This window comes from Janibacter hoylei PVAS-1 (assembly GCF_004025845.1).
Classification (GTDB): Bacteria; Actinomycetota; Actinomycetes; order Actinomycetales; family Dermatophilaceae; genus Janibacter; species Janibacter hoylei.
The window spans coordinates 147,416-165,726 of the sequence record NZ_PIPF01000013.1; the positions used below are offsets into that span (position 1 = coordinate 147,416).

The following is an 18,311-nucleotide window of genomic DNA, read 5'->3' on the forward strand; positions in this document are numbered from 1 at the left end:
AGCACCACGTGACCGAGCAGACCACCCCCCAGGCCGACCGCAGGGTCCTCCTCAAGCTCTCCGGTGAAGCCTTCGGTGGCGGCAAGGTCGGGCTGAGCCCCGACGTCGTGCGGGGGATCGCCGAACAGATCGCCGTGGCCGTCCGTGAGGGCATCCAGGTCGCGATCGTCGTCGGGGGTGGCAACTTCTTCCGCGGCGCCGAGCTGCAGGAGCAGGGCATGGACCGCAGCCGCGCCGACTACATGGGCATGCTCGGCACGGTGATGAACTGCCTGGCGCTGCAGGACTTCCTCGAGCACGCCGGCGTCGACACCCGCGTGCAGACGGCCATCACCATGGGTCAGGTCGCCGAGGCCTACATCCCGCGCCGGGCGATCCGCCACCTCGAAAAGGGCCGAGTCGTCATCTTCGGTGCGGGGGCCGGCATGCCCTTCTTCTCCACCGACACGGTGAGCGCCCAGCGCGCCCTGGAGATCAAGTGCGACGCGGTGCTCATGTCCAAGAACGGCGTCGACGGGGTCTACGACTCCGACCCGCGGACCAACCCGGACGCCCGCAAGCTCGACCGGGTGACCTACGAGGAGGCCATCCAGCAGAACCTCAAGGTCGTCGACGCCGCGGCCTTCAGCCTCTGCCGCGAAAACCGCCTCCCGATGGTCGTCTTCGGCATGGAGGGTCCGGGCAATGTCACCCGCGCCCTGCTCGGCGAGCCCATCGGCACCGTCGTCACGGCCTGAGTGAGAGACTGACCCCAGACCACCGCGGCCCAGCCGCACGCGAGGCCCCCGGGGCCGGAGAAGGAGACGGACGCACATGATCGAGGACGCACTGCTCGAGGCCGAGGACAAGATGGGCAAGGCCATCGAGGTGGCCAAGGACAACTTCGCCGGCATCCGCACCGGTCGCGTCAACCCGGGCCTCTTCAGCGGGGTCATGGTCGACTACTACGGGTCCCCGACGCCGCTGCAGCAGCTGGCCTCCTTCCAGACCCCCGAGGCCCGCACCCTGCTCATCACCCCCTTCGACAAGTCTTCGATGGGCGCGATCGAGAGTGCCCTGCGCGACTCCGACCTCGGCGCCAACCCGAGCAACGACGGCACCGTCATCCGGGTGACGATGCCCGAGCTGACCGCCGAGCGTCGCAAGGAGTACATCAAGCTGGCCCACTCGCAGGGCGAGGACGCCAAGGTCTCGATCCGCCACGTCCGTCGCGCCGCCAAGGACACGATCGACAAGCTCGTCAAGGACGGCGAGGTCGGCGAGGACGAGGGCACCCGCGGTGAAAAGGACCTCGACGCCCTGACGAAGAAGTACGTCGAGACCGTCGACACCCTCCTCAAGGCCAAGGAAGCCGAGCTCTCCGAGGTCTGATGTGACCGAACCCCAGCCCGCCACCCGGCGCGCCATCAGGGCGGCTGCGCCCGCCGCCGCAGGTCCGTCGAGCCGGGCGGGTCGCAACCTGCCCGTCGCCATCGCCTCTGGCGTCGTCCTCGGCGCCGGCGCGGCCGGCGCCCTGGTGGCGCACCCGGTGGCCTTCGTCGTCGTCATCTGCGTCGCCATGGTCATCGCGGTCTGGGAGATGCGGCAGGCCCTGAGCGAAGGGGGGCTCTTCGCCCCCTTCGCCCCGGTGGCCATCGGTGCGGTGAGCATGATCGTCGCCGCCTACGTCCGTGGGGCCGAGGCGCTCGTCTTCGCGGCGGCGCTCACGCTCGTGGCCACGCTCGTGTGGCGGGTGGCCGACGGGCTCGCCGGGGCCGTGCGTGACGTCGGCGCGGGCGCGCTGATCCTGCTCTACCCGTGCCTCCTGGCCGGCTTCGCCGCGATGATGCTCGCCGAGCCGCAGGGGCAGTGGCGGATCTTCGTCTTCATCATCATCACCATCGCCTCCGACATCGGCGGCTATGCCTTCGGGGTCCTGCTCGGCAAGCACCCGATGGCGCCGAAGCTGTCCCCGAAGAAGTCCTGGGAGGGTTTCGCCGGGTCGGTCATCTCGTGCGCGCTCGTCGGGGCGATCGCGATCCCGCTCACCCTCGACGGTCCCTGGTGGCAGGGTGCCGTGCTCGGCGCCCTCGTCGCCCCGGTCGCGACGATCGGTGACCTCATCGAGTCCAGCCTCAAGCGCAACCTCGGGATCAAGGACATGTCCAACATCATCCCGGGCCACGGCGGCCTGATGGACCGGCTCGACTCGCTCGTGCTCGTCGTGCCGCTCGTGTGGGTGGCGCTGCGGGTCATCGCGCCCCACTGATCTGGTAGATCCCTGACGAGGCCCCCGGCCGGGCCTGATCGCGTGTTCACCCGCGGTCCCACAGGTCGCCCTAGCGTCGCTCGTGCCCCGAGGGCGTCGAGCTGGCTGATCGCGGTGGCCGTGGACGGGATGCCGGGAGGTGCGGCGGTGGCCGACGCCGCCGGCGCCAGCACGAGCGAGGTGGCGGCGAGGAGGGAGCAGGTGGCGCGCAGGCGCATGGCGGGTCCTTGGCGGTCGGGTGCCGTCGGGGGACTGGTACAGCGAGTACGACGGCGCGTCCTTCACCGACGGCAGCGACCTCGACATCGACCACGTCGTCCCGCTCGCCGAGGCCTGGCGCTCGGGCGCGGACTCGTGGTCGGCCCAGGAGCGCGAGGACTTCGCCAACGACCTCGATGTCCGCAGCTCATCGCGGTCTCGGCCTCGTCCAACCGGTCGAAGGGGGACCAGGACCCCTCGTCGTGGTGGCCCACTCGCACCGCCTACCAGTGCACCTACGCGAAGATGTGGGTGGCGACGAAGTACCGCTGGGGCCTGGCCCTGCAGTCCGCGGAGAAGACGGCGCTGAGCACCCGACTCGAGAGCTGCTGAGGAGACCATCGTGCCCACGAGCACCTTCACCACCCGCGCCGGCGTCGCCACCCGTGAGGTCGGCACGACCACCGGTCGCGTCGAGCTCGAGACGACCGAGCGCGACGGCCGGGTCGCGAACCGCATCCGCTACGAGGGTGCTCAGGAGTGGTACCACCTCGTCGACGAGCCGAGCATCGGTAGTGCCGAGGCCGTGCACGTCGCCCTCGTCGGCGCCCTCTCCGGGCCGGACGAGTCCCCGGCGCCCGACGAGGCGGCCCACGGCGAGGGCGAAGGGCGGGACGCCGCCGATCCCGCGGCGGGCAGCTTTGGCGGGGCACGCTCCTGACCTGAGAGACTGGGGGCGATGACCGATCTGCCCACACCCTCGACCGCCCGACCGGCGCCCGGCCAGCTGACCATGACCGCGCCCCGGCGCGGCAAGCCGCCGCGCCATCTCGCCGACCTCGACCTCGCCGGTCGCGTCGAGTGGGCCAAGGAACTCGGCCTACCCGGCTTCCGCGCCAAGCAGTTGTCGACGCACTACTTCACCCACCACACCGACGACCCCGGGCAGATGAGCGACCTGCCCAAGACGGCGCGCGAGGAGCTCGTCACGGCGATGCTCCCGCGTCTGCTGACGCCGGTGCGCACGATCACCGCCGACCGGGGCGCGACCCTGAAGTCGGTGTGGCGCCTGCACGACGGCGCGCTCGTCGAGTCGGTGCTCATGCGCTACCCGCGCCGGGCGACGATCTGCATCTCCAGCCAGGCCGGCTGCGGCATGAACTGCCCCTTCTGTGCCACTGGTCAGGAGGGTCTGACCCGCAACATGTCGACCGCCGAGATCGTCGACCAGGTCGTCGCGGCCAACCGGATGCTCGCCGAGGCGGGCGACCTGTCGCTCGGCGACGACGCCGGGGCCGCGCTCGGGGCCGAGGCCGATGACGAGGGGGAGTCGCTCCCTTCGTCCGGGGGGCGTCGGGTCACCAATGTCGTCTTCATGGGCATGGGGGAGGCCCTGGCCAACTACAAGGCGGCGATCGGCGCGATCCGCCGCATGGTCGACCCCTCGCCGGAGGGGCTGGGCATGAGCGCCCGCGGCATCACGATGTCGTCGGTCGGGCTCGTGACCGGTATCGACCGGCTCACCGAGGAGGGCATCCCCGTGACGCTCGCCCTGTCGCTGCATGCTCCCGACGACGAGCTGCGCGACGAGCTCGTGCCGATCAACACCCGATTCAAGGTCGACGAGGCGATCGACGCCGCCCACCGCTACTACCTGCGGACCGGCCGCCGGGTGAGCATCGAGTACGCCCTGATCCGCGACATCAACGACCAGGCCTGGCGCGCCGACCTGCTCGGCAAGAAGCTCACGGAGCGCGGCAAGGGCTGGGTCCACGTCAACCCGATCCCGCTCAACCCGACCCCGGGCTCGAAGTGGACCGCGTCGCGGCGCGGCGTCGAGCAGCAGTTCGTCGAGCGGCTGCGGGCACACGGCATCCCGACGACGGTGCGCGACACCCGCGGCAGCGACATCGACGGTGCCTGCGGGCAGCTCGCGGCGGCCACCTCGGGTGCCGAATGAGCGCGCCCATTGACCGCGGCCTCGGCCGCGAGATCGTCCTGACCCTCAACGGGCCCGACCGGCGCGGCATCGTCCACGCCGTGACCGGCGCCATGGTCGGGCTGGACCTCAACATCCTCGACAGCCAGCAGTTCGGCGACCCGTCGACAGGGGAGTTCCACCTGCGGATGCACCTGCAGGCCGACACCCCGATCGACGCCGACCGGCTCGAGGCCGAGCGCCAGCGGCTCGTCACCGAGCTCGGCGCCGACGTCGACGTGCACGACCCGCAGGAGCCGCACCGGCTGCTCATCATGGTCAGCCGGCAGGGCCACGTGCTCAACGACCTGCTCTTCCGGGTGCGCACCGGCCAGCTCAATGTCGTCGTGCCGGCCGTCGTGTCCAACCATGAGGACTTCCGGGCCGAGGTCGAGTGGCACGGCATCCCCTTCCACCACGTCCCGGTGACCCGGGAGACCAAGCCCCAGGCCGAGGCACGGCTGCGCGAGATCATCGCAGCCGAGCGGATCGAGACGGTCGCGCTCGCGCGCTACATGCAGGTGCTCTCCGAGGACATGTGCGCCGACTTCCCGGGCCGGGTCATCAACATCCACCACTCGCTGCTGCCCTCCTTCAAGGGGGCGCGGCCCTACTCGCAGGCACACGAGCGTGGGGTCAAGGTCATCGGCGCCACCGCCCACTACGTGACCTCCGACCTCGACGAGGGCCCGATCATCGAGCAGGACTTCCGGCGGGTCGACCACCGGATGAGCCCCGCCCAGCTCGCCGCCACCGGCGCCGAGCTCGAGGCGATGGCCTTTGCCCGCGCCCTGCGCTGGCACGTCGAGCGCCGGGTCGTCCTGCGCGGCCGGCGCACCATCGTCTTCGACTGACCGCACCCCCGTGCGCATTTCCCTAGGGAAATGCGCACGGGGGCCGTATTTCCCTAGGGAAATGCGCGCGGGGGCCGTATTTCCCTAGGGAAATGCGCACGGGTTCCGTATTTCCCTAGGGAAATGTGCACTGGGGCGGTGGCTCCTCAGGCGGCGAGCAGCGCGGCGGCCTCCTCGGGGGTCTCGGCGAGGTGCAGCACCTCGCCGAGGGGCCGTCCGGTCCCCAGCGCGCGCAGGGCGGGCCAGACGGGGACGGTCTCGGTCCAGTGCTCGAGGCCGACCAGCACGAGCGGCGGCAGCGTCTCGCCCTCGGGCGCGTAGTACAGCGGCGTGCAGGCCTGGAAGATCTCCTGCACGGTCCCGGCTGCGCCGGGCAGCACGACGAGCCCGCCGCTGCTCTGGGCGAGCAGCACGTCCTCGCGCAGCGCGTTGGAGAAGTACTTGGCGATGCCGTCGCAGAAGACATTGGGCGGCTCGTGGCCGTAGAACCACGTCGGGATGCCGTAGCTGCGGGCCCGACCCGGCGCGGCCCCGAGGTCGTCGCGCACCCGCAGCGCGAGCTCTGCCCAGGCCTCGACCGACGGGCGGAAGCTCGACACCGCGGCCAGCCGGCCCAACGCCGCGTCGACCGCGTCGGGGGTCGGGGCGAGCGCGCCGAGGTTGGCCGCCTCCATGGCTCCCGGCCCGCCGCCGGTCAGCACGACGCGCCCGCTCGCGGCGAGTGCGTGGCCCAGCCGGGCGGCGTCGGCGTAGTCGCTGCTCCCACGCTCCAGCGCGTGCCCGCCCATGACGCCGACGACGTCGCGACCGTGGAGCGCCTCGACGAGGGCGTCCTGCACCGCGTCGTCGTGCACCGCCCGCAGCAGCGTCGCCCACGCATCGTGCTGGGTCCGCGCCTCACGGCTCCACGCGTAGGCGCGGGCGTCGACGGTGCTGGCGTAGCCGTGCTCGGCGATGCCGTCGTAGAGGTCGAAGGGGGTGTACAGCCGCGAGCGGAAGGCCTCGACCGGGCAGGTGGGGTCGGGCGGGATGATGACCGCGCCGCGCGCGACGAGGTCGCGGGCCAGCGCGTCGGGGACCTGACCGCCGAGCACGACCAGACCGCGCACGTCGGCCCGGGAGAGGTGCTCCGCGTGGGGCTCGAGGTCCAGGCCCTGCAGGCGCCAGCCCGCGAGCGGGGTGCCCGCTCCGATGAGGCGACGCAGACCCCCTTCGTCGTGGACCTCGCGGAAGGCGGGGTCGCCCGGACGGCGTCCGAGCACGTCCCGCAGGGGGTGGTGGCGGGTCTCCCTCGTCATGCCGCCCAACCTAGCCGCGGGTGTCGGGGGCGTCGGGGATCGGTATGGATTCTCTCCGGAAATCGGGCTCCGGAGGGTGGGTGATGGCCTGCGGCGACTGGGCCCGGCCGCCGCAGGATCCGCGGCAGATCGCCTCTCTCGCACCGGTTCTTACCGTTCGTTGACGCCAGGGAGGGGTCGATCTCGAGCCGTGGACACCCCCGTGAGCCACTCGTAGTGTCCAGCAGCAGCCGCTCCGAGATCCGGGACGGCAGACGAAAGGAACCCATGAAGTACTCGACGAAGAGCGCCAGTGTTGTCGTCTCCTCGGCGGCACTCCTGCTGGCGGTGACCCCCTTCGCAGCCCAGGCCCACGGCGAGGACCTCGCCCCGCTCACCACGCACGGTGACGCAGCGCTGGAGATGCAGGGGGAGACGACCTACGTCGTCACGCTCGACGAGGGCGAGGACGCGCGGGCTGTCGCCTCCTCCCTCGGCGTGACCCCGACGCACGTCTACACCGAGGTCATGGACGGCTTCTCCGCACGGCTCACACCGCAGCAGCTCCACGACGTGCGCGCCGACGCGGACGTCGCGGCCGTCTCGGAAAACATGAGCATCCGCGTCGACCCCTCCGAGGGGCAGGCCGCGGCCGACACCCCGTGGGGTCTGGACCGCATCGACGACCCGGCGCTGCCCCTCGACGGCAGCTACGAGCCGGCGGGGACGGGTGCCGGCGTCACCGCCTACATCCTCGACACCGGCATCGACCCCGACCACACCGAGTTCGGTGGCCGGGCGTCCGTCGGCTTCGACGTGACCGGCGGGGACGGCCTCGACCGTCAGGGCCACGGCACGCACGTCGCCGGCACGATCGGCAGCGAGAGCTACGGTGTCGCCCCGGGCGTCGACCTCGTGGGGGTCAAGGTGCTCGACGACAGCGGCAGCGGCTCGTCGGCCGGGATCATCGAGGCTATGGACTGGGTCGCGCAGCAGGCTGACGGTCCCTCCGTCGCCAACATGTCGCTCGGCGGGTCCAAGGACCCGGCGCTGGACAACGCGGCCAGCGGCCTCGTCGACAGCGGCGTCTTCACCTCGGTGGCGGCGGGCAACGAGTCGCAGGACGCGGCCAACGTCTCCCCGGCGAGCGCGGACGGGGTCTTCACGACCGCCGCCTCGACCGACGGGGACGGCAACGCCGACTTCTCCAACTACGGGTCGGTCGTCGAGGGCTATGCCCCGGGCCAGGACATCGAGTCGACCGTGCCCGGTGGCGGTACCGACACCTACAGCGGCACCTCGATGGCCAGCCCGCACGTCGCGGGCGCGGCCTCGCTCTACCTCGAGGCCAACCCGGGTGCGACGCCCGACGCCATCACGAGCGGTCTGCAGGACAGCGCCGTCGACGTCATCGGCGATGCCCCCTCCGGCACGACCGGGGGTCTGCTCCAGGTGGCTGCCGGCTGATCGGCGACCCCACGACAGCGGCGGGTCCGCTCCCTTCGTCAGCCCTTCGAGACGGTCGCTGCGCGACCTCCTCAGGGACCGACAGGGGGCGGGCCCGCCGCTGCTCGCCCGCCGCCGGAAATCCGCATTTCCCTAGGGAAATGACCGCCGGAGCCGCATCTCCCTAGGGAAATGCGGCCGGGGTGTGCATTTCCCTAGGGAAATGCGCAGGGAGGGGCGGGCGAAGGGAGGTCAGAGGTGGTTGGGTGCCTCGGTGAGGACCGTGCGCAGCCGCTGCTCGATGTCGTCGAACTCGGCCTGGCCGACCGTCAGCGGGGGAGCGAGCTGGACGACCGGGTCGCCGCGGTCGTCGGCGCGGCAGTACAGGCCCGCGTCGAAGAGCGCCTTGGACAGGTAACCGCGCAGCATCGACTCGGACTCGGCGGCGTCGAAGGTCTCGCGGGTCGCCTTGTCCTTGACCAGCTCGATCCCGTAGAAGTAGCCCTCGCCGCGCACGTCGCCGACGATCGGCAGGTCGAGCAGCCGCTCGAGGGTGCGGCGGAAGGCCGGGGCATTTTCCTTCACGTGGTCGTTGAGCCCCTCGCGCTCGAAGATGTCGAGGTTGGCCAGGGCGACGGCCGCGCTCACCGGGTGACCACCGAAGGTGTAACCGTGGGCGAAGCTGTTGGTCCCGCTCTTGTACGGCTCGAAGAGCCGGTCGCTCGCGATCATCGCGCCGATGGGGGAGTAGCCGGAGGTCATCCCCTTCGCGCAGGTGATGATGTCGGGCGTGTAGCCGAAGTCCTCGCAGGCGAACATCGAGCCGATGCGGCCGAAGGCGCAGATGACCTCGTCGGAGACGAGCAGCACGTCGTACTCGTCGCAGATCTCGCGCACCCGCTCGAAGTAGCCGGGGGGCGGCGGGAAGCAGCCGCCGGCATTTTGCACCGGCTCGAGGAAGACGGCGGCGACGGTGTCGGGACCCTCGAACTCGATCGCCTCGGCGATCCGGTCGGCGGCCCAGCGGCCGAAGGCCTTGGGGTCGTCGCGCAGGTCCTCGGAGGCGCGGTAGATGTTGGTGTTGGGCACCTTGTGGGCACCAGGCACGAGCGGCTCGAAGTCCTCCTTGAGCGGCGGCAGGCCGGTGATCGACAGGGCGCCGTGGGGGGTGCCGTGGTAGGCGATGGAGCGGGAGATGACCTTGTGCTTCTTCGGCTTGCCGGTGAGCTTGAAGTACTGCTTGGCCAGCTTCCACGCGGACTCGACGGCCTCGCCGCCGCCGGTGGTGAAGAAGACCCGGTTGAGGTCGCCGGGGGCACCCGCAGCGAGACGCTCGGCGAGCTCGATCGCTGCCGGGTGGGCGTAGGACCAGATGGGGAAGAAGGCCAGTTTTTCGGCCTGCTTGAGCGCGGTCTCGGCGAGCTCGGTGCGCCCGTGACCGACCTGGACGACGAAGAGGCCGGCGAGGCCGTCGATGTACTCGCGCCCCTGGTCGTCCCAGATCTTGTGGCCCTCGCCGCGGACGATCGTCGGGACGCGCCCGCCCTCCTCGTAGACGGAGTGGCGGCTGAAGTGCATCCACAGGTGGTCGCGGGCCGCCTGCTGCATGTCGGTGCCGAGAGCGGTGGTGGTCGGTTGGGTCATCTGGTCCCCCAGTTGTAGTGCTGCTTGTTGAGCTTGAGATAGACGAAGGTCTCGGTCGAGCGCACGCCCGGCAGGGTGCGGATGCGCTCGGTGAGCAGGGTGAGCAGCTCGTCGTCGTCCTCGCAGACGATCTCGGCGAGGATGTCGAAGCTGCCGGCGGTGGTGACGACGTAGGACACCTCGGGCATGTCGGCGAGCGCGTCGCCGACGGGGCGCAGGTCACCGTCGACGGTGATGCCGATCATCGCCTGACGGTGGAAGCCCACCTGCAGGGGATCGGTCACCGCGACGATCTGCATGACCTCGGCGTCCAGCAGGCGCTGGACGCGCTGGCGCACCGCGGCCTCGGAGAGGCCGACGGCCCGGCCGATCGTCGCGTAGGACTGGCGTCCGTCCTCCTGGAGGTGCTCGATGATTTGCTTGCTCATCTCGTCGAGGTGGACCGGGGAGGACATGTCGCCATGGTGGCGCGATCCCGGTCGCATGGCAAGCCGAGCACGACGAAATCCGCACGAAACACGGGTGATCGCTGATGTTTTCACAAATGTGAGTGCGAGAGACTGTCGATTTCGTCGACGGCGCACTATCGTCTGGGTCACATTCCCGATCGGAAGGACCCCAGTCGTGACCCAGCCCCGGACCCTGCGCAACTTCATCGGTGGCGAGTACGTCGACGCCACCGGCGATGCGAGCATCGACCTGGTCAACCCCGCGACCGGGCAGGTCGTTGCCCACGCCCCCGTCTCCACGCAGGCCGATGTCGACGCCGCCTACGCCAGCGCCGAGTCCGGCTTCGCCAAGTGGTCCGAGGCGACGCCGGGCGAGCGGCAGAGTGCGCTGCTCAAGTTCGCCGATGCCCTCGAGTCCCGCGCCGAGGACCTCATCCGGATCGAAGGGGAGAACACCGGCAAGCCGCACGCCCTCACCGCCATCGAGGAGGTGCCGGTCATGTGCGACCAGCTGCGCTTCTTCGCCGGTGCCGCCCGCGTGCTCGAGGGCCGCGCCTCCGCCGAGTACATGGCCGGCCACACGAGCTGGATCCGCCGCGAGCCCATCGGCGTCGTCGGCCAGGTGACCCCGTGGAACTACCCGATGATGATGGCCGCGTGGAAGATCGGCCCCGCGCTGGCGGCCGGCAACTCGATCGTCCTCAAGCCGAGCGACACCACGCCCGAGACCACCCTGCTCATGGCAGAGGTCGCCAGCGAGTTCCTTCCCGCCGGCACCTTCAACGTCATCACCGGTGACCGCGACACTGGCCGCATGGTCGTCGAGCACGACACCCCCGGCCTCGTCGCGATCACCGGCTCGGTGCGTGCCGGTGTCGAGGTCGCCGCCTCCGCGGCGCGCAACCTCAAGCGGGCCCACCTCGAGCTCGGCGGCAAGGCGCCGGTCGTCGTCTTCGATGACGCCGACATCGAGGCCGCGGTCGAGGGCATCGCCACGGCCGGCTACTTCAACGCCGGCCAGGACTGCACCGCCGCGACCCGCGTGCTCGCCGCCCCCGGCATCCACGACGACTTCGTCGCCGCCCTGGCCGAGTACGCCCGCGACAACGCCAAGGTCGGCATGCCCGACGACTCCGACGCGCTCCTCGGCCCGGTCAACAACAGCAACCAGCTGGCCAAGGTCGCCGGCTTCATCGACCGGCTGCCCGACCATGCCAACCTCGCGCAGGGCGGCGAGCGACTCACCGCGATGGGCGAGGGCTTCTTCTACGCGCCCACCGTCGTCTCCGGCCTGCAGCAGGACGACGAGGCGATCCAGGACGAGATCTTCGGCCCGGTCATCACCGTCCAGCGATTCACCGACGAGGACCAGGCCGTCGCTTGGGCCAACGGCGTCGAGTACGGCCTGGCGTCGTCGGTGTGGACCAAGGACTTCGGGCGCGCGATGCGCATGAGCAAGCGCCTCGACTTCGGCTGCGTCTGGATCAACACCCACATCCCGCTCGTCGCCGAGATGCCGCACGGCGGCTTCAAGAAGTCCGGCTACGGCAAGGACCTGTCGATGTACGGCTTCGAGGACTACACCCGGGTCAAGCACGTCATGGCCAACATCGAGAGCTGACCGGCTCCTCGCCGGCGGCACACCCCCTTCGTCCCTCCTCACGGAAGCGAGGTCCGAGATGGACCGCCTCCGGCGACCTGCCGACCCCAGAACCGCCGCGCTGATCCGGGCCGCGCAGGCCTCGGCCCGCTCGCGCGGCTCCTTCCAGCCGAGCCGACGCACGATGCTCGGGGCCGGCGCCCTCGGGCTCGGGGCCTCCCTCCTCGCAGGGTGCGCCCCGCCCGAGCCGCCGGCCGGCGGCGTCGCCGAGCTCGACCTGCCCGAGGACCGGTCCGAGCGGGAGAAGACGGTGCGGTGGGCCAACTGGACCGCCTACCTCGACATGGACGACGCGGGCAAGACCTACCCGACGCTCACCGCCTTCGAGAAGCAGACCGGCATCAAGGTCTCCTACACCGAGGACGTCGACGACAACGACACCTACTTCAACAAGATCGCGCCGCAGCTGCGGGCCAAGCAGGACATCAACCGCGACATTTTCACCTTCACCGACTGGATGGCCAACCGGATCATCCGCGAGGGGCTGTGCCAGCCGCTCGAGCTGATCCAGATGCCCAATGCGAGCAACCTCCTGGCCCCGCTCAAGGACGTCTCCTTCGACCCCGGGCGGCAGTACTCCCTGACCTGGCAGTCCGGCTTCGCCGGCATCGGCTACCACAAGGGCAAGGTCGGCCGGGAGCTCAAGGCGATCGAGGACCTGTGGGCCGACGACCTCAAGGGCCGCATCTCGGTGCTCAGCGAGTTCCGCGACACCCTCGGCCTGATCATGCAGTCGCAGGGCGTCGACCCCTCCGGTGACTTCGATCAGGCCGCCTTCGAGGCGGCGATTGGTGAGGTCGACAAGCGCCTCACCGAGGGCTACATCCGCCGGGTCAAGGGCAACAGCTATCTCAACGACCTCAAGAGCGGCAATGCCGTGGCCGGCATCGTCTGGTCCGGTGACCTCTTCGTCCTGCGGGCCGAGACCGAGGACGACGACTGGGAGTTCGTCATCCCCGAGTCCGGCGGGATGCTCTGGAGCGACAACCTCATGGTGCCGATCACGAGCCACCACCGGCGCAATGCCCAGCAGGTCATGGACTACTACTACGACCCCAAGGTGGCCGCCGAGGTCGCCGCGTGGGTCAACTACATCTGCCCCGTCGAGGGCGCCCGGGCGGAGATGGAAAAGATCGACCCCGACCTCGCGGAGTCGCCCTTCATCTTCCCGAGCGAGGACTACATCGCCGACCACGACATCGTCGGCTTCAGGGCACTGTCCTCCCAGGAGGACGCGGACTACAGCGCGCTGTGGGCGAAGGCGGTGGGCAACTGATGGGCCTGTTCTCACGATCCGGTGCCGGCGGTGTCCGCGAGGCGAAGGGCGACCTCGTCCTGTCGTCGGTGACCAAGACCTTCGGCGACTTCACCGCCGTCGACGACCTCGACCTGCGGGTTCCCCGGGGTTCCTTCTTCGCCCTCCTCGGCCCATCCGGGTGCGGCAAGACGACGACCCTGCGGATGGTGGCAGGGCTCGAGCAGCCTTCTGCCGGAAGGGTGCTCATCGGCGACACCGACCTCACCGGCTCGCGCCCCTACGAGCGCCCGGTCAACACCGTCTTCCAGAGCTATGCCCTCTTCCCGCACCTGAGCATCCGCGACAACGTCGCCTTCGGGCCGAAGCGCCGCGGGGAGAGCGCAGCGACCCGTCTCGCCGACGAGGCGCTCGAGCTCGTCCAGATGGCCCACCTCGGCGGGCGTCGCCCGGCCCAGCTGTCGGGCGGCCAGCAGCAGCGGGTGGCGCTGGCCCGGGCGATCGTCAACCGGCCCGAGGTGCTCCTGCTCGACGAGCCGCTCGGCGCGCTCGACCTGAAGCTGCGGCGGCAGATGCAGGTCGAGCTCAAGCGGATCCAGACCGAGGTCGGCCTGACCTTCATCCACGTCACCCACGACCAGGAGGAGGCCATGACGATGGCCGACACCGTCGCGGTGATGAACGGCGGGCGGATCGAGCAGATGGGTGCCCCCGAGGAGCTCTACGACCTGCCGGGCACGGCCTTCGTCGCCGGCTTCGTCGGGCAGTCCAACCTAGTGCCCGCCACCGTCACGGGCCGCGACGGGGACCACCTCGTCGCCGACGCGGCCGGGACCACGGTGCGGGTGCCCGGTGCCCGGGCCGCGGTCACCGAGGGGCGGGTGCTCTTCGGTGTCCGGCCCGAAAAGGTGCGGCTGCACACCCTTCGGCCCGAGGCGGCCGGGAGCGACGTGCGGGCGACGGTCACCGACGTCTCCTTCACCGGTGTCGCGACGCAGTACCTCGTCACCGTCCCCTCCGGGGGTACCTGGTCGGTCTACGAGCAGAACCTCGACGTCGAGCCGCAGGCGACCCGTCCCGGCGACGAGGTGTGGCTGTCGTGGAACCCCGCCCACGCCTTCGTCGTCGCCGCCGACGACCTGCCCGAGGGAGCGCAGGACAAGGCCTTCGTCGCCACCGCGGGGGAGAGGGCGTGACCACCGCGACTGCGGGCGGACCCCCTTCGGCGGCAACGGATCCCGACGCCGTCGAGGGCCGGCGCTCGCGCCGGATCGCCTACCTGCTGCTCCTGCCCGGCGTGCTCTGGCTCGTCGTCTTCTTCGTCGTGCCCGTCGTGCAGCTCTTCACCGTCTCGCTGCAGAGCGACTACCCCGGGGCGCCCGGCTACTACTACCGCGACGTCAACTTCTCCAACTACGTCGACGCGCTCGTCGAGTTCTGGCCGCACATGCTGCGCTCGCTGCTCTTCGGGGCCCTGGCGACCTTCTTCGCCTTCGTCCTGGCCTACCCGCTCGCCTACGCGATGGCCTTCAAGGCGGGGCGGTGGCGCCCGGTGATGCTCATCTGCGTCATCGCGCCCTTCTTCACCTCCTTCATCCTGCGCACGATCGCGTGGCGCCAGATCCTCGCCGACGACGGGGTCGTCGCCAGCGTGCTCACGACGCTGCACCTGCTGCCGGGCGGACGGATCACCGAGACATGGGTGGCGGTCGTCGCGGGCCTGACCTACAACTTCCTGCCCTTCATGGTCCTGCCGATCTACGCCTCGCTCGAGCGCGCCGACCCGCGGGTCATCGAGGCCGGGGGCGACCTCTACGCGAGCGGGATGACGACCTTCGCGCGGGTGACCCTGCCGATGTCGATGCCGGGCGTGCTCGCGGGGACGCTGCTCACCTTCATCCCCGCCTCCGGCGACTACGTCAACGCCGAGCTCCTCGGGTCCGACCGCAGCACCAAGATGGTCGGCAACGTCATCGAGAGCCAGTTCTTCAAGGTGCCGGGCGGCTACGACACCGCCGCGGCGCTGAGCTTCACGCTCATGGCGATGATCCTCGTGCTCGTCTTCTTCTACGTGCGCCGTTTCGGCACCGAGGAGCTGGTCTGAGATGCGCACCGTGACCCGCTGGCTCGGTGACCGCTTCGCGATGATCGCCGCACTCCTCGTGCTCTTCTACCTCTTCCTGCCGGTCCTCTACACCTTCGTCTTCAGCTTCAACGACTACCGCAAGTCCAACATCACGTGGAACTCCAACGCCGGCCCGACGCTCAAGCACTGGCAGAACCCGTGCGGCGCCCCCGGCATCTGCGAGTCGCTCGCCACGTCGTTGCAGGTGGGGCTGCTCGCGACCTTCGTCGCGACCGTGCTCGGCACGATGATCGCCTTCGCCATGGTGCGGCACCGCTTCCGCGGCAAGTCCGCGAGCAATGTCCTCGTCTTCGTGCCGATGGCCACGCCCGAGATCGTCCTCGGCGCGAGCCTGCTGACGATCTTCGTGCAGGGCTTCTCCCAGGTGGGGCTGCGGCTGGGCTTCTGGACGATCGTCATCGCGCACATCATGTTCTGCCTGAGCTTCGTCGTCGTCACCGTCCGGGCGCGGCTGCAGAGCCTCGACCCGCGGATGGAGGAGGCCGCCCAGGACCTCTACGCCGGGCCGGGCGAGACCTTCTGGCGGGTGACGCTGCCGCTCGTGCTGCCGGGCATCGTCGGCGCCGCGATGCTCGCCTTCAGCCTGAGCTTCGACGACTTCATCATCACCAACTTCGTCTCGGGTGACACGAGCACCTTCCCGAAGTTCGTCTACGTCAGCTACCTGCGCGGCATCCCCGCCCAGGCCAATGTCATCGGCTTCTCGCTCTTCGTCATCGCGGTCCTCCTCGTCGTGGTGGGCCAGCGGGTGGCGAGCAGCCGGACCTCGAAGTGAGTCGGGAGGCTCTCATGCGCGTGCTCATGATCGGTGCCGGCGGGGTTGGTGACGCGGCGGCCAAGATCGCCGCCGAGCGCGACTTCTTCGAGCGGTGGGTGGTCGCCGACTACTCCCTGGAGCGAGCCGAGGCGACGGTCGCCGCGGCGACGGCACGAAGGGGGAGTGACGGAGCATTTGTCGCGGCGCAGGTCGACGCCTCCGACTCGGCGGCCGTGACGGCGCTGGCCCGGGAGCACGGGGCGACGCACGTCTTCAACGCCGTCGACCCCCGGTTCGTCATGCCGATCTTCGAGGGGGCGCTCGCAGCGGGTGCCGACTACCTCGACATGGCGATGTCGCTGTCGAGCCCGCACCCGCAGCGGCCGTACGAGCTGCCGGGGGTCAAGCTCGGTGACCAGCAGCTGGCGCGCGCGAGGGAGTGGGAGGCCGCGGGGCGGCTCGCGCTGCTCGGCATCGGGGTCGAGCCGGGACTGTCCGACGTCTTCGCCCGGTACGCGGCCGACGAGCTCTTCGACGAGATCGACGAGCTCGGCACCCGCGACGGGGCCAACCTCGTCGTCCGCGACGACGACGGCAACGAGGTCTTCGCCCCCGGCTTCTCGATGTGGACGATCATCGAGGAGTGCCTCAACCCGCCGGTGGTGTGGGAGCGCGAGCGGGCCGGCGGTGACGTCGAGGCGGGATTCGTGACCCTGCCTCCCTTCGCCGAGCCGGAGGTCTTCGACTTCCCCGAGGGGATCGGGCCGGTCGAGTGCGTCCACGTCGAGCACGAGGAGGTCCTGCTCATGCCGCGCTGGCTCGATGCCGGGCGGGTGACCTTCAAGTATGGCCTCGGCGAGCAGATGATCTCGATGCTCAAGGTGCTCCACGAGCTCGGCCTCGACTCGACCGAGCCGGTGGACGTCAAGGGTGTGCGGGTCAGCCCGCGTGATGTCGTCGCGGCCGTGCTGCCCGACCCGGCGACGATCGGTCCGCGGATGACCGGCAAGACGTGCGCGGGCGTGCTCGTCACCGGCACCACGGACGGCGCGCCCCGGGCCGTGTACCTCCACCACGTGGCGGACAACGAGGCGACGATGCGCGACTACGACGCCCAGGCGGTGGTGTGGCAGACGGCGATCAACCCCGTCGTCGCGCTCGAGCTGCTCGCGACAGGCGTCTGGTCGGGTGCGGGGGCCAAGGGGCCGGAGGCCTTCGATGCGAGGCCCTTCCTCGAGCTGCTCGCCGCGCCCGCCCCGCAGGGCTACGGCTCGCCCTGGGGGCTCGAGGAGCGGGACCCGGCTGCCCCCAACCGGTCCCCCGGCTGATCTCGTCGATGGTTGTGTCCTGAAGTGGTAGCCGGGGGAGCCGGCAGCCCCCACCAACGCCTGCCGGCTTCCAGGCCTACCGGTTCAACACACAACCATCTGGGTCGCGGGGCAGGATCAGTGGAGCTGGAGCTCGCGCTCGGGGCGGCGGTGGGTGGGTGTGCCCGGGGTGCGCACCGACCACTGCGCCGTGAGCGGGCGCAGGTGCTGCACCGACGGCCGGGGCAGGTCGAAGGGGGAGGTGCGCAGCCAGACCGCCGCCGGCACGGGCACCGGCTGGGGCCGCGGGCTCGGTGCCGGGGCGGCCTCGGGCTCGCTCTCGCGGCCATGGCGGCCCGGCAGGTCGTAGCTCCAGCCGAAGGGGAGGCCCCGTCGCTGCAGCGCCCGGTCGCCGTTGACGATGAGTCGCAGCACGAGACCGCCGGCGAGCAGCCCCGCGACGAGGTCGGTGGGCCAGTGGAAGCCGAGGTAGAAGGCGACGACGATCGCATTGGCGGCGATGAGCCCGACGAGCCACGTCAGTCGCCGCCGCAGACGGTTGTCCGGCCCCGCGTAGGCGAGGATCAGGTAGGCGGCGGCGCCGTAGATGAGCACCGCCTCGGCCGCGTGCCCGGAGGGGTAGGCGATGCCGTACCAGCCGTGGGCGATGGGACCACCGTCCCAGAAGCCGCCACCATTGCCGTGGATGGGGGCCGAGCGACCGAGGAGGACCTTCAACCCGCCGATGCCGGCGTAGAAGCCGATCTCGGCGGCGGCGACGATCGCGAGCGGGTGCCAGGTGCGGTGCCGCCAGGCGAGCGTGACGGCGACGAGGAGCAGCACGGGCAGGCAGACCGCCTGACCGGCGACGGCATTGGGCACCTGGTCGAGGAACTGCCACCAGTTGGGGGTGTACCGCTTGGCCCAGTAGCCCTGGAAGCGCTCGTCGTACGGCTGGAGCGGCCCGGCCGCTAGGAGGGTGAAGACGACGAGCGCACCGGCGAGTACCGGTGCGCTGGTCAGTCGAGGGAGGCGGGCCACCCTTCAGGTGTAGTAGATGAATCTGAGCAGAACCTGAAGAAACCCCGGTCT

18 protein-coding genes are annotated in these 18,311 nt (G+C 70.5%); 14 read left to right on the forward strand and 4 right to left on the reverse strand.

Annotated elements, in window-relative coordinates; translation table 11 throughout:
* The first annotated feature begins 8 nt into the window (after positions 1-8).
* The 7 genes from pyrH (at position 9) to purU (ending at position 5,278) form a co-directional block, all read left to right on the forward strand.
* On the forward strand, positions 9-737 hold the full coding sequence (gene pyrH / locus CWN80_RS14050) for a UMP kinase (protein WP_007927466.1): 729 nt from the start codon (positions 9-11) through the stop codon (positions 735-737).
* 76 nt (positions 738-813) lie between these two features.
* Positions 814-1,371 carry a ribosome recycling factor gene (frr, locus tag CWN80_RS14055; protein WP_007927467.1) on the forward strand — a complete coding sequence of 186 codons (558 nt, stop codon included), beginning with the start codon at positions 814-816 and terminating at the stop codon, positions 1,369-1,371.
* Between the two features lies 1 nt (position 1,372).
* Positions 1,373-2,248, forward strand: coding sequence for a phosphatidate cytidylyltransferase (locus CWN80_RS14060; protein WP_007927469.1), 876 nt, complete (start codon positions 1,373-1,375; stop codon positions 2,246-2,248).
* Positions 2,249-2,486: 238 nt separating this feature from the next.
* Positions 2,487-2,816 carry a GmrSD restriction endonuclease domain-containing protein gene (locus CWN80_RS16130; RefSeq protein ID WP_371417910.1) on the forward strand — a complete coding sequence of 110 codons (330 nt, stop codon included), beginning with the start codon at positions 2,487-2,489 and terminating at the stop codon, positions 2,814-2,816.
* Between the two features lie 33 nt (positions 2,817-2,849).
* Complete coding sequence (locus tag CWN80_RS14070; protein WP_007927470.1) at positions 2,850-3,167, forward strand: hypothetical protein; 318 nt, start codon at positions 2,850-2,852, stop codon at positions 3,165-3,167.
* An 18-nt stretch (positions 3,168-3,185) separates the two neighbouring features.
* A complete protein-coding gene (gene rlmN / locus CWN80_RS14075; RefSeq protein ID WP_128277448.1) occupies positions 3,186-4,406 on the forward strand; it encodes a 23S rRNA (adenine(2503)-C(2))-methyltransferase RlmN in 1,221 nt (406 codons plus the stop codon).
* Positions 4,403-5,278 carry a formyltetrahydrofolate deformylase gene (gene purU / locus CWN80_RS14080; RefSeq protein ID WP_007927474.1) on the forward strand — a complete coding sequence of 292 codons (876 nt, stop codon included), beginning with the start codon at positions 4,403-4,405 and terminating at the stop codon, positions 5,276-5,278. The genes rlmN and purU overlap by 4 nt, the downstream gene beginning before the upstream one ends.
* A 146-nt stretch (positions 5,279-5,424) precedes the next feature.
* Here purU and CWN80_RS14085 read toward each other — a convergent pair whose 3' ends face one another.
* Positions 5,425-6,576, reverse strand: coding sequence for an LOG family protein (locus CWN80_RS14085; protein WP_128277449.1), 1,152 nt, complete (start codon positions 6,574-6,576; stop codon positions 5,425-5,427).
* Between the two features lie 267 nt (positions 6,577-6,843).
* Here CWN80_RS14085 and CWN80_RS14090 point away from each other — a divergent pair, with 267 nt between their 5' ends.
* On the forward strand, positions 6,844-8,022 hold the full coding sequence (locus tag CWN80_RS14090) for a S8 family peptidase (protein WP_007928921.1): 1,179 nt from the start codon (positions 6,844-6,846) through the stop codon (positions 8,020-8,022).
* 231 nt (positions 8,023-8,253) lie between these two features.
* On the opposite strand, the gene CWN80_RS14095 is transcribed toward CWN80_RS14090, so the two are convergent.
* The gene (locus tag CWN80_RS14095; protein WP_007928923.1) at positions 8,254-9,645 is read right to left on the reverse strand and encodes an aspartate aminotransferase family protein; all 1,392 of its coding nucleotides are present in this window, start codon (positions 9,643-9,645) and stop codon (positions 8,254-8,256) included.
* On the reverse strand, positions 9,642-10,100 hold the full coding sequence (locus tag CWN80_RS14100; RefSeq protein WP_007928925.1) for an Lrp/AsnC family transcriptional regulator: 459 nt from the start codon (positions 10,098-10,100) through the stop codon (positions 9,642-9,644). Before CWN80_RS14100 ends, CWN80_RS14095 begins: the two co-directional genes overlap by 4 nt.
* A gap of 169 nt (positions 10,101-10,269) precedes the next feature.
* Here CWN80_RS14100 and CWN80_RS14105 point away from each other — a divergent pair, with 169 nt between their 5' ends.
* Genes CWN80_RS14105 through CWN80_RS14130 form a run of 6 tightly spaced genes read left to right on the forward strand, consistent with a single transcriptional unit; the run spans position 10,270 to position 17,240 of the window.
* Positions 10,270-11,715, forward strand: a complete 1,446-nt coding sequence (locus CWN80_RS14105) for a gamma-aminobutyraldehyde dehydrogenase (RefSeq protein WP_007928926.1) — start codon at positions 10,270-10,272, stop codon at positions 11,713-11,715.
* Positions 11,716-11,773: 58 nt separating this feature from the next.
* Entirely contained in the window at positions 11,774-13,030 is a 1,257-nt protein-coding gene (locus CWN80_RS14110; RefSeq protein ID WP_007928927.1) for a polyamine ABC transporter substrate-binding protein, read from the forward strand.
* Positions 13,030-14,205, forward strand: coding sequence for an ABC transporter ATP-binding protein (locus CWN80_RS14115; RefSeq protein WP_128277451.1), 1,176 nt, complete (start codon positions 13,030-13,032; stop codon positions 14,203-14,205). The genes CWN80_RS14110 and CWN80_RS14115 overlap by 1 nt, the downstream gene beginning before the upstream one ends.
* The gene (locus tag CWN80_RS14120; RefSeq protein WP_051988057.1) at positions 14,202-15,113 is read left to right on the forward strand and encodes an ABC transporter permease; all 912 of its coding nucleotides are present in this window, start codon (positions 14,202-14,204) and stop codon (positions 15,111-15,113) included. The genes CWN80_RS14115 and CWN80_RS14120 overlap by 4 nt, the downstream gene beginning before the upstream one ends.
* A gap of 1 nt (position 15,114) precedes the next feature.
* Positions 15,115-15,930 (forward strand): ABC transporter permease, encoded by an 816-nt coding sequence (locus CWN80_RS14125; RefSeq protein ID WP_007928931.1) that lies wholly within the window; start codon positions 15,115-15,117, stop codon positions 15,928-15,930.
* A gap of 14 nt (positions 15,931-15,944) precedes the next feature.
* Positions 15,945-17,240, forward strand: coding sequence for a saccharopine dehydrogenase family protein (locus CWN80_RS14130; RefSeq protein ID WP_007928932.1), 1,296 nt, complete (start codon positions 15,945-15,947; stop codon positions 17,238-17,240).
* Between the two features lie 117 nt (positions 17,241-17,357).
* Here the strand turns inward: CWN80_RS14130 and CWN80_RS14135 are convergent, their stop codons facing one another.
* Entirely contained in the window at positions 17,358-18,260 is a 903-nt protein-coding gene (locus CWN80_RS14135; protein WP_007928934.1) for a phosphatase PAP2 family protein, read from the reverse strand.
* Between the last annotated feature and the right edge of the window lie 51 nt (positions 18,261-18,311).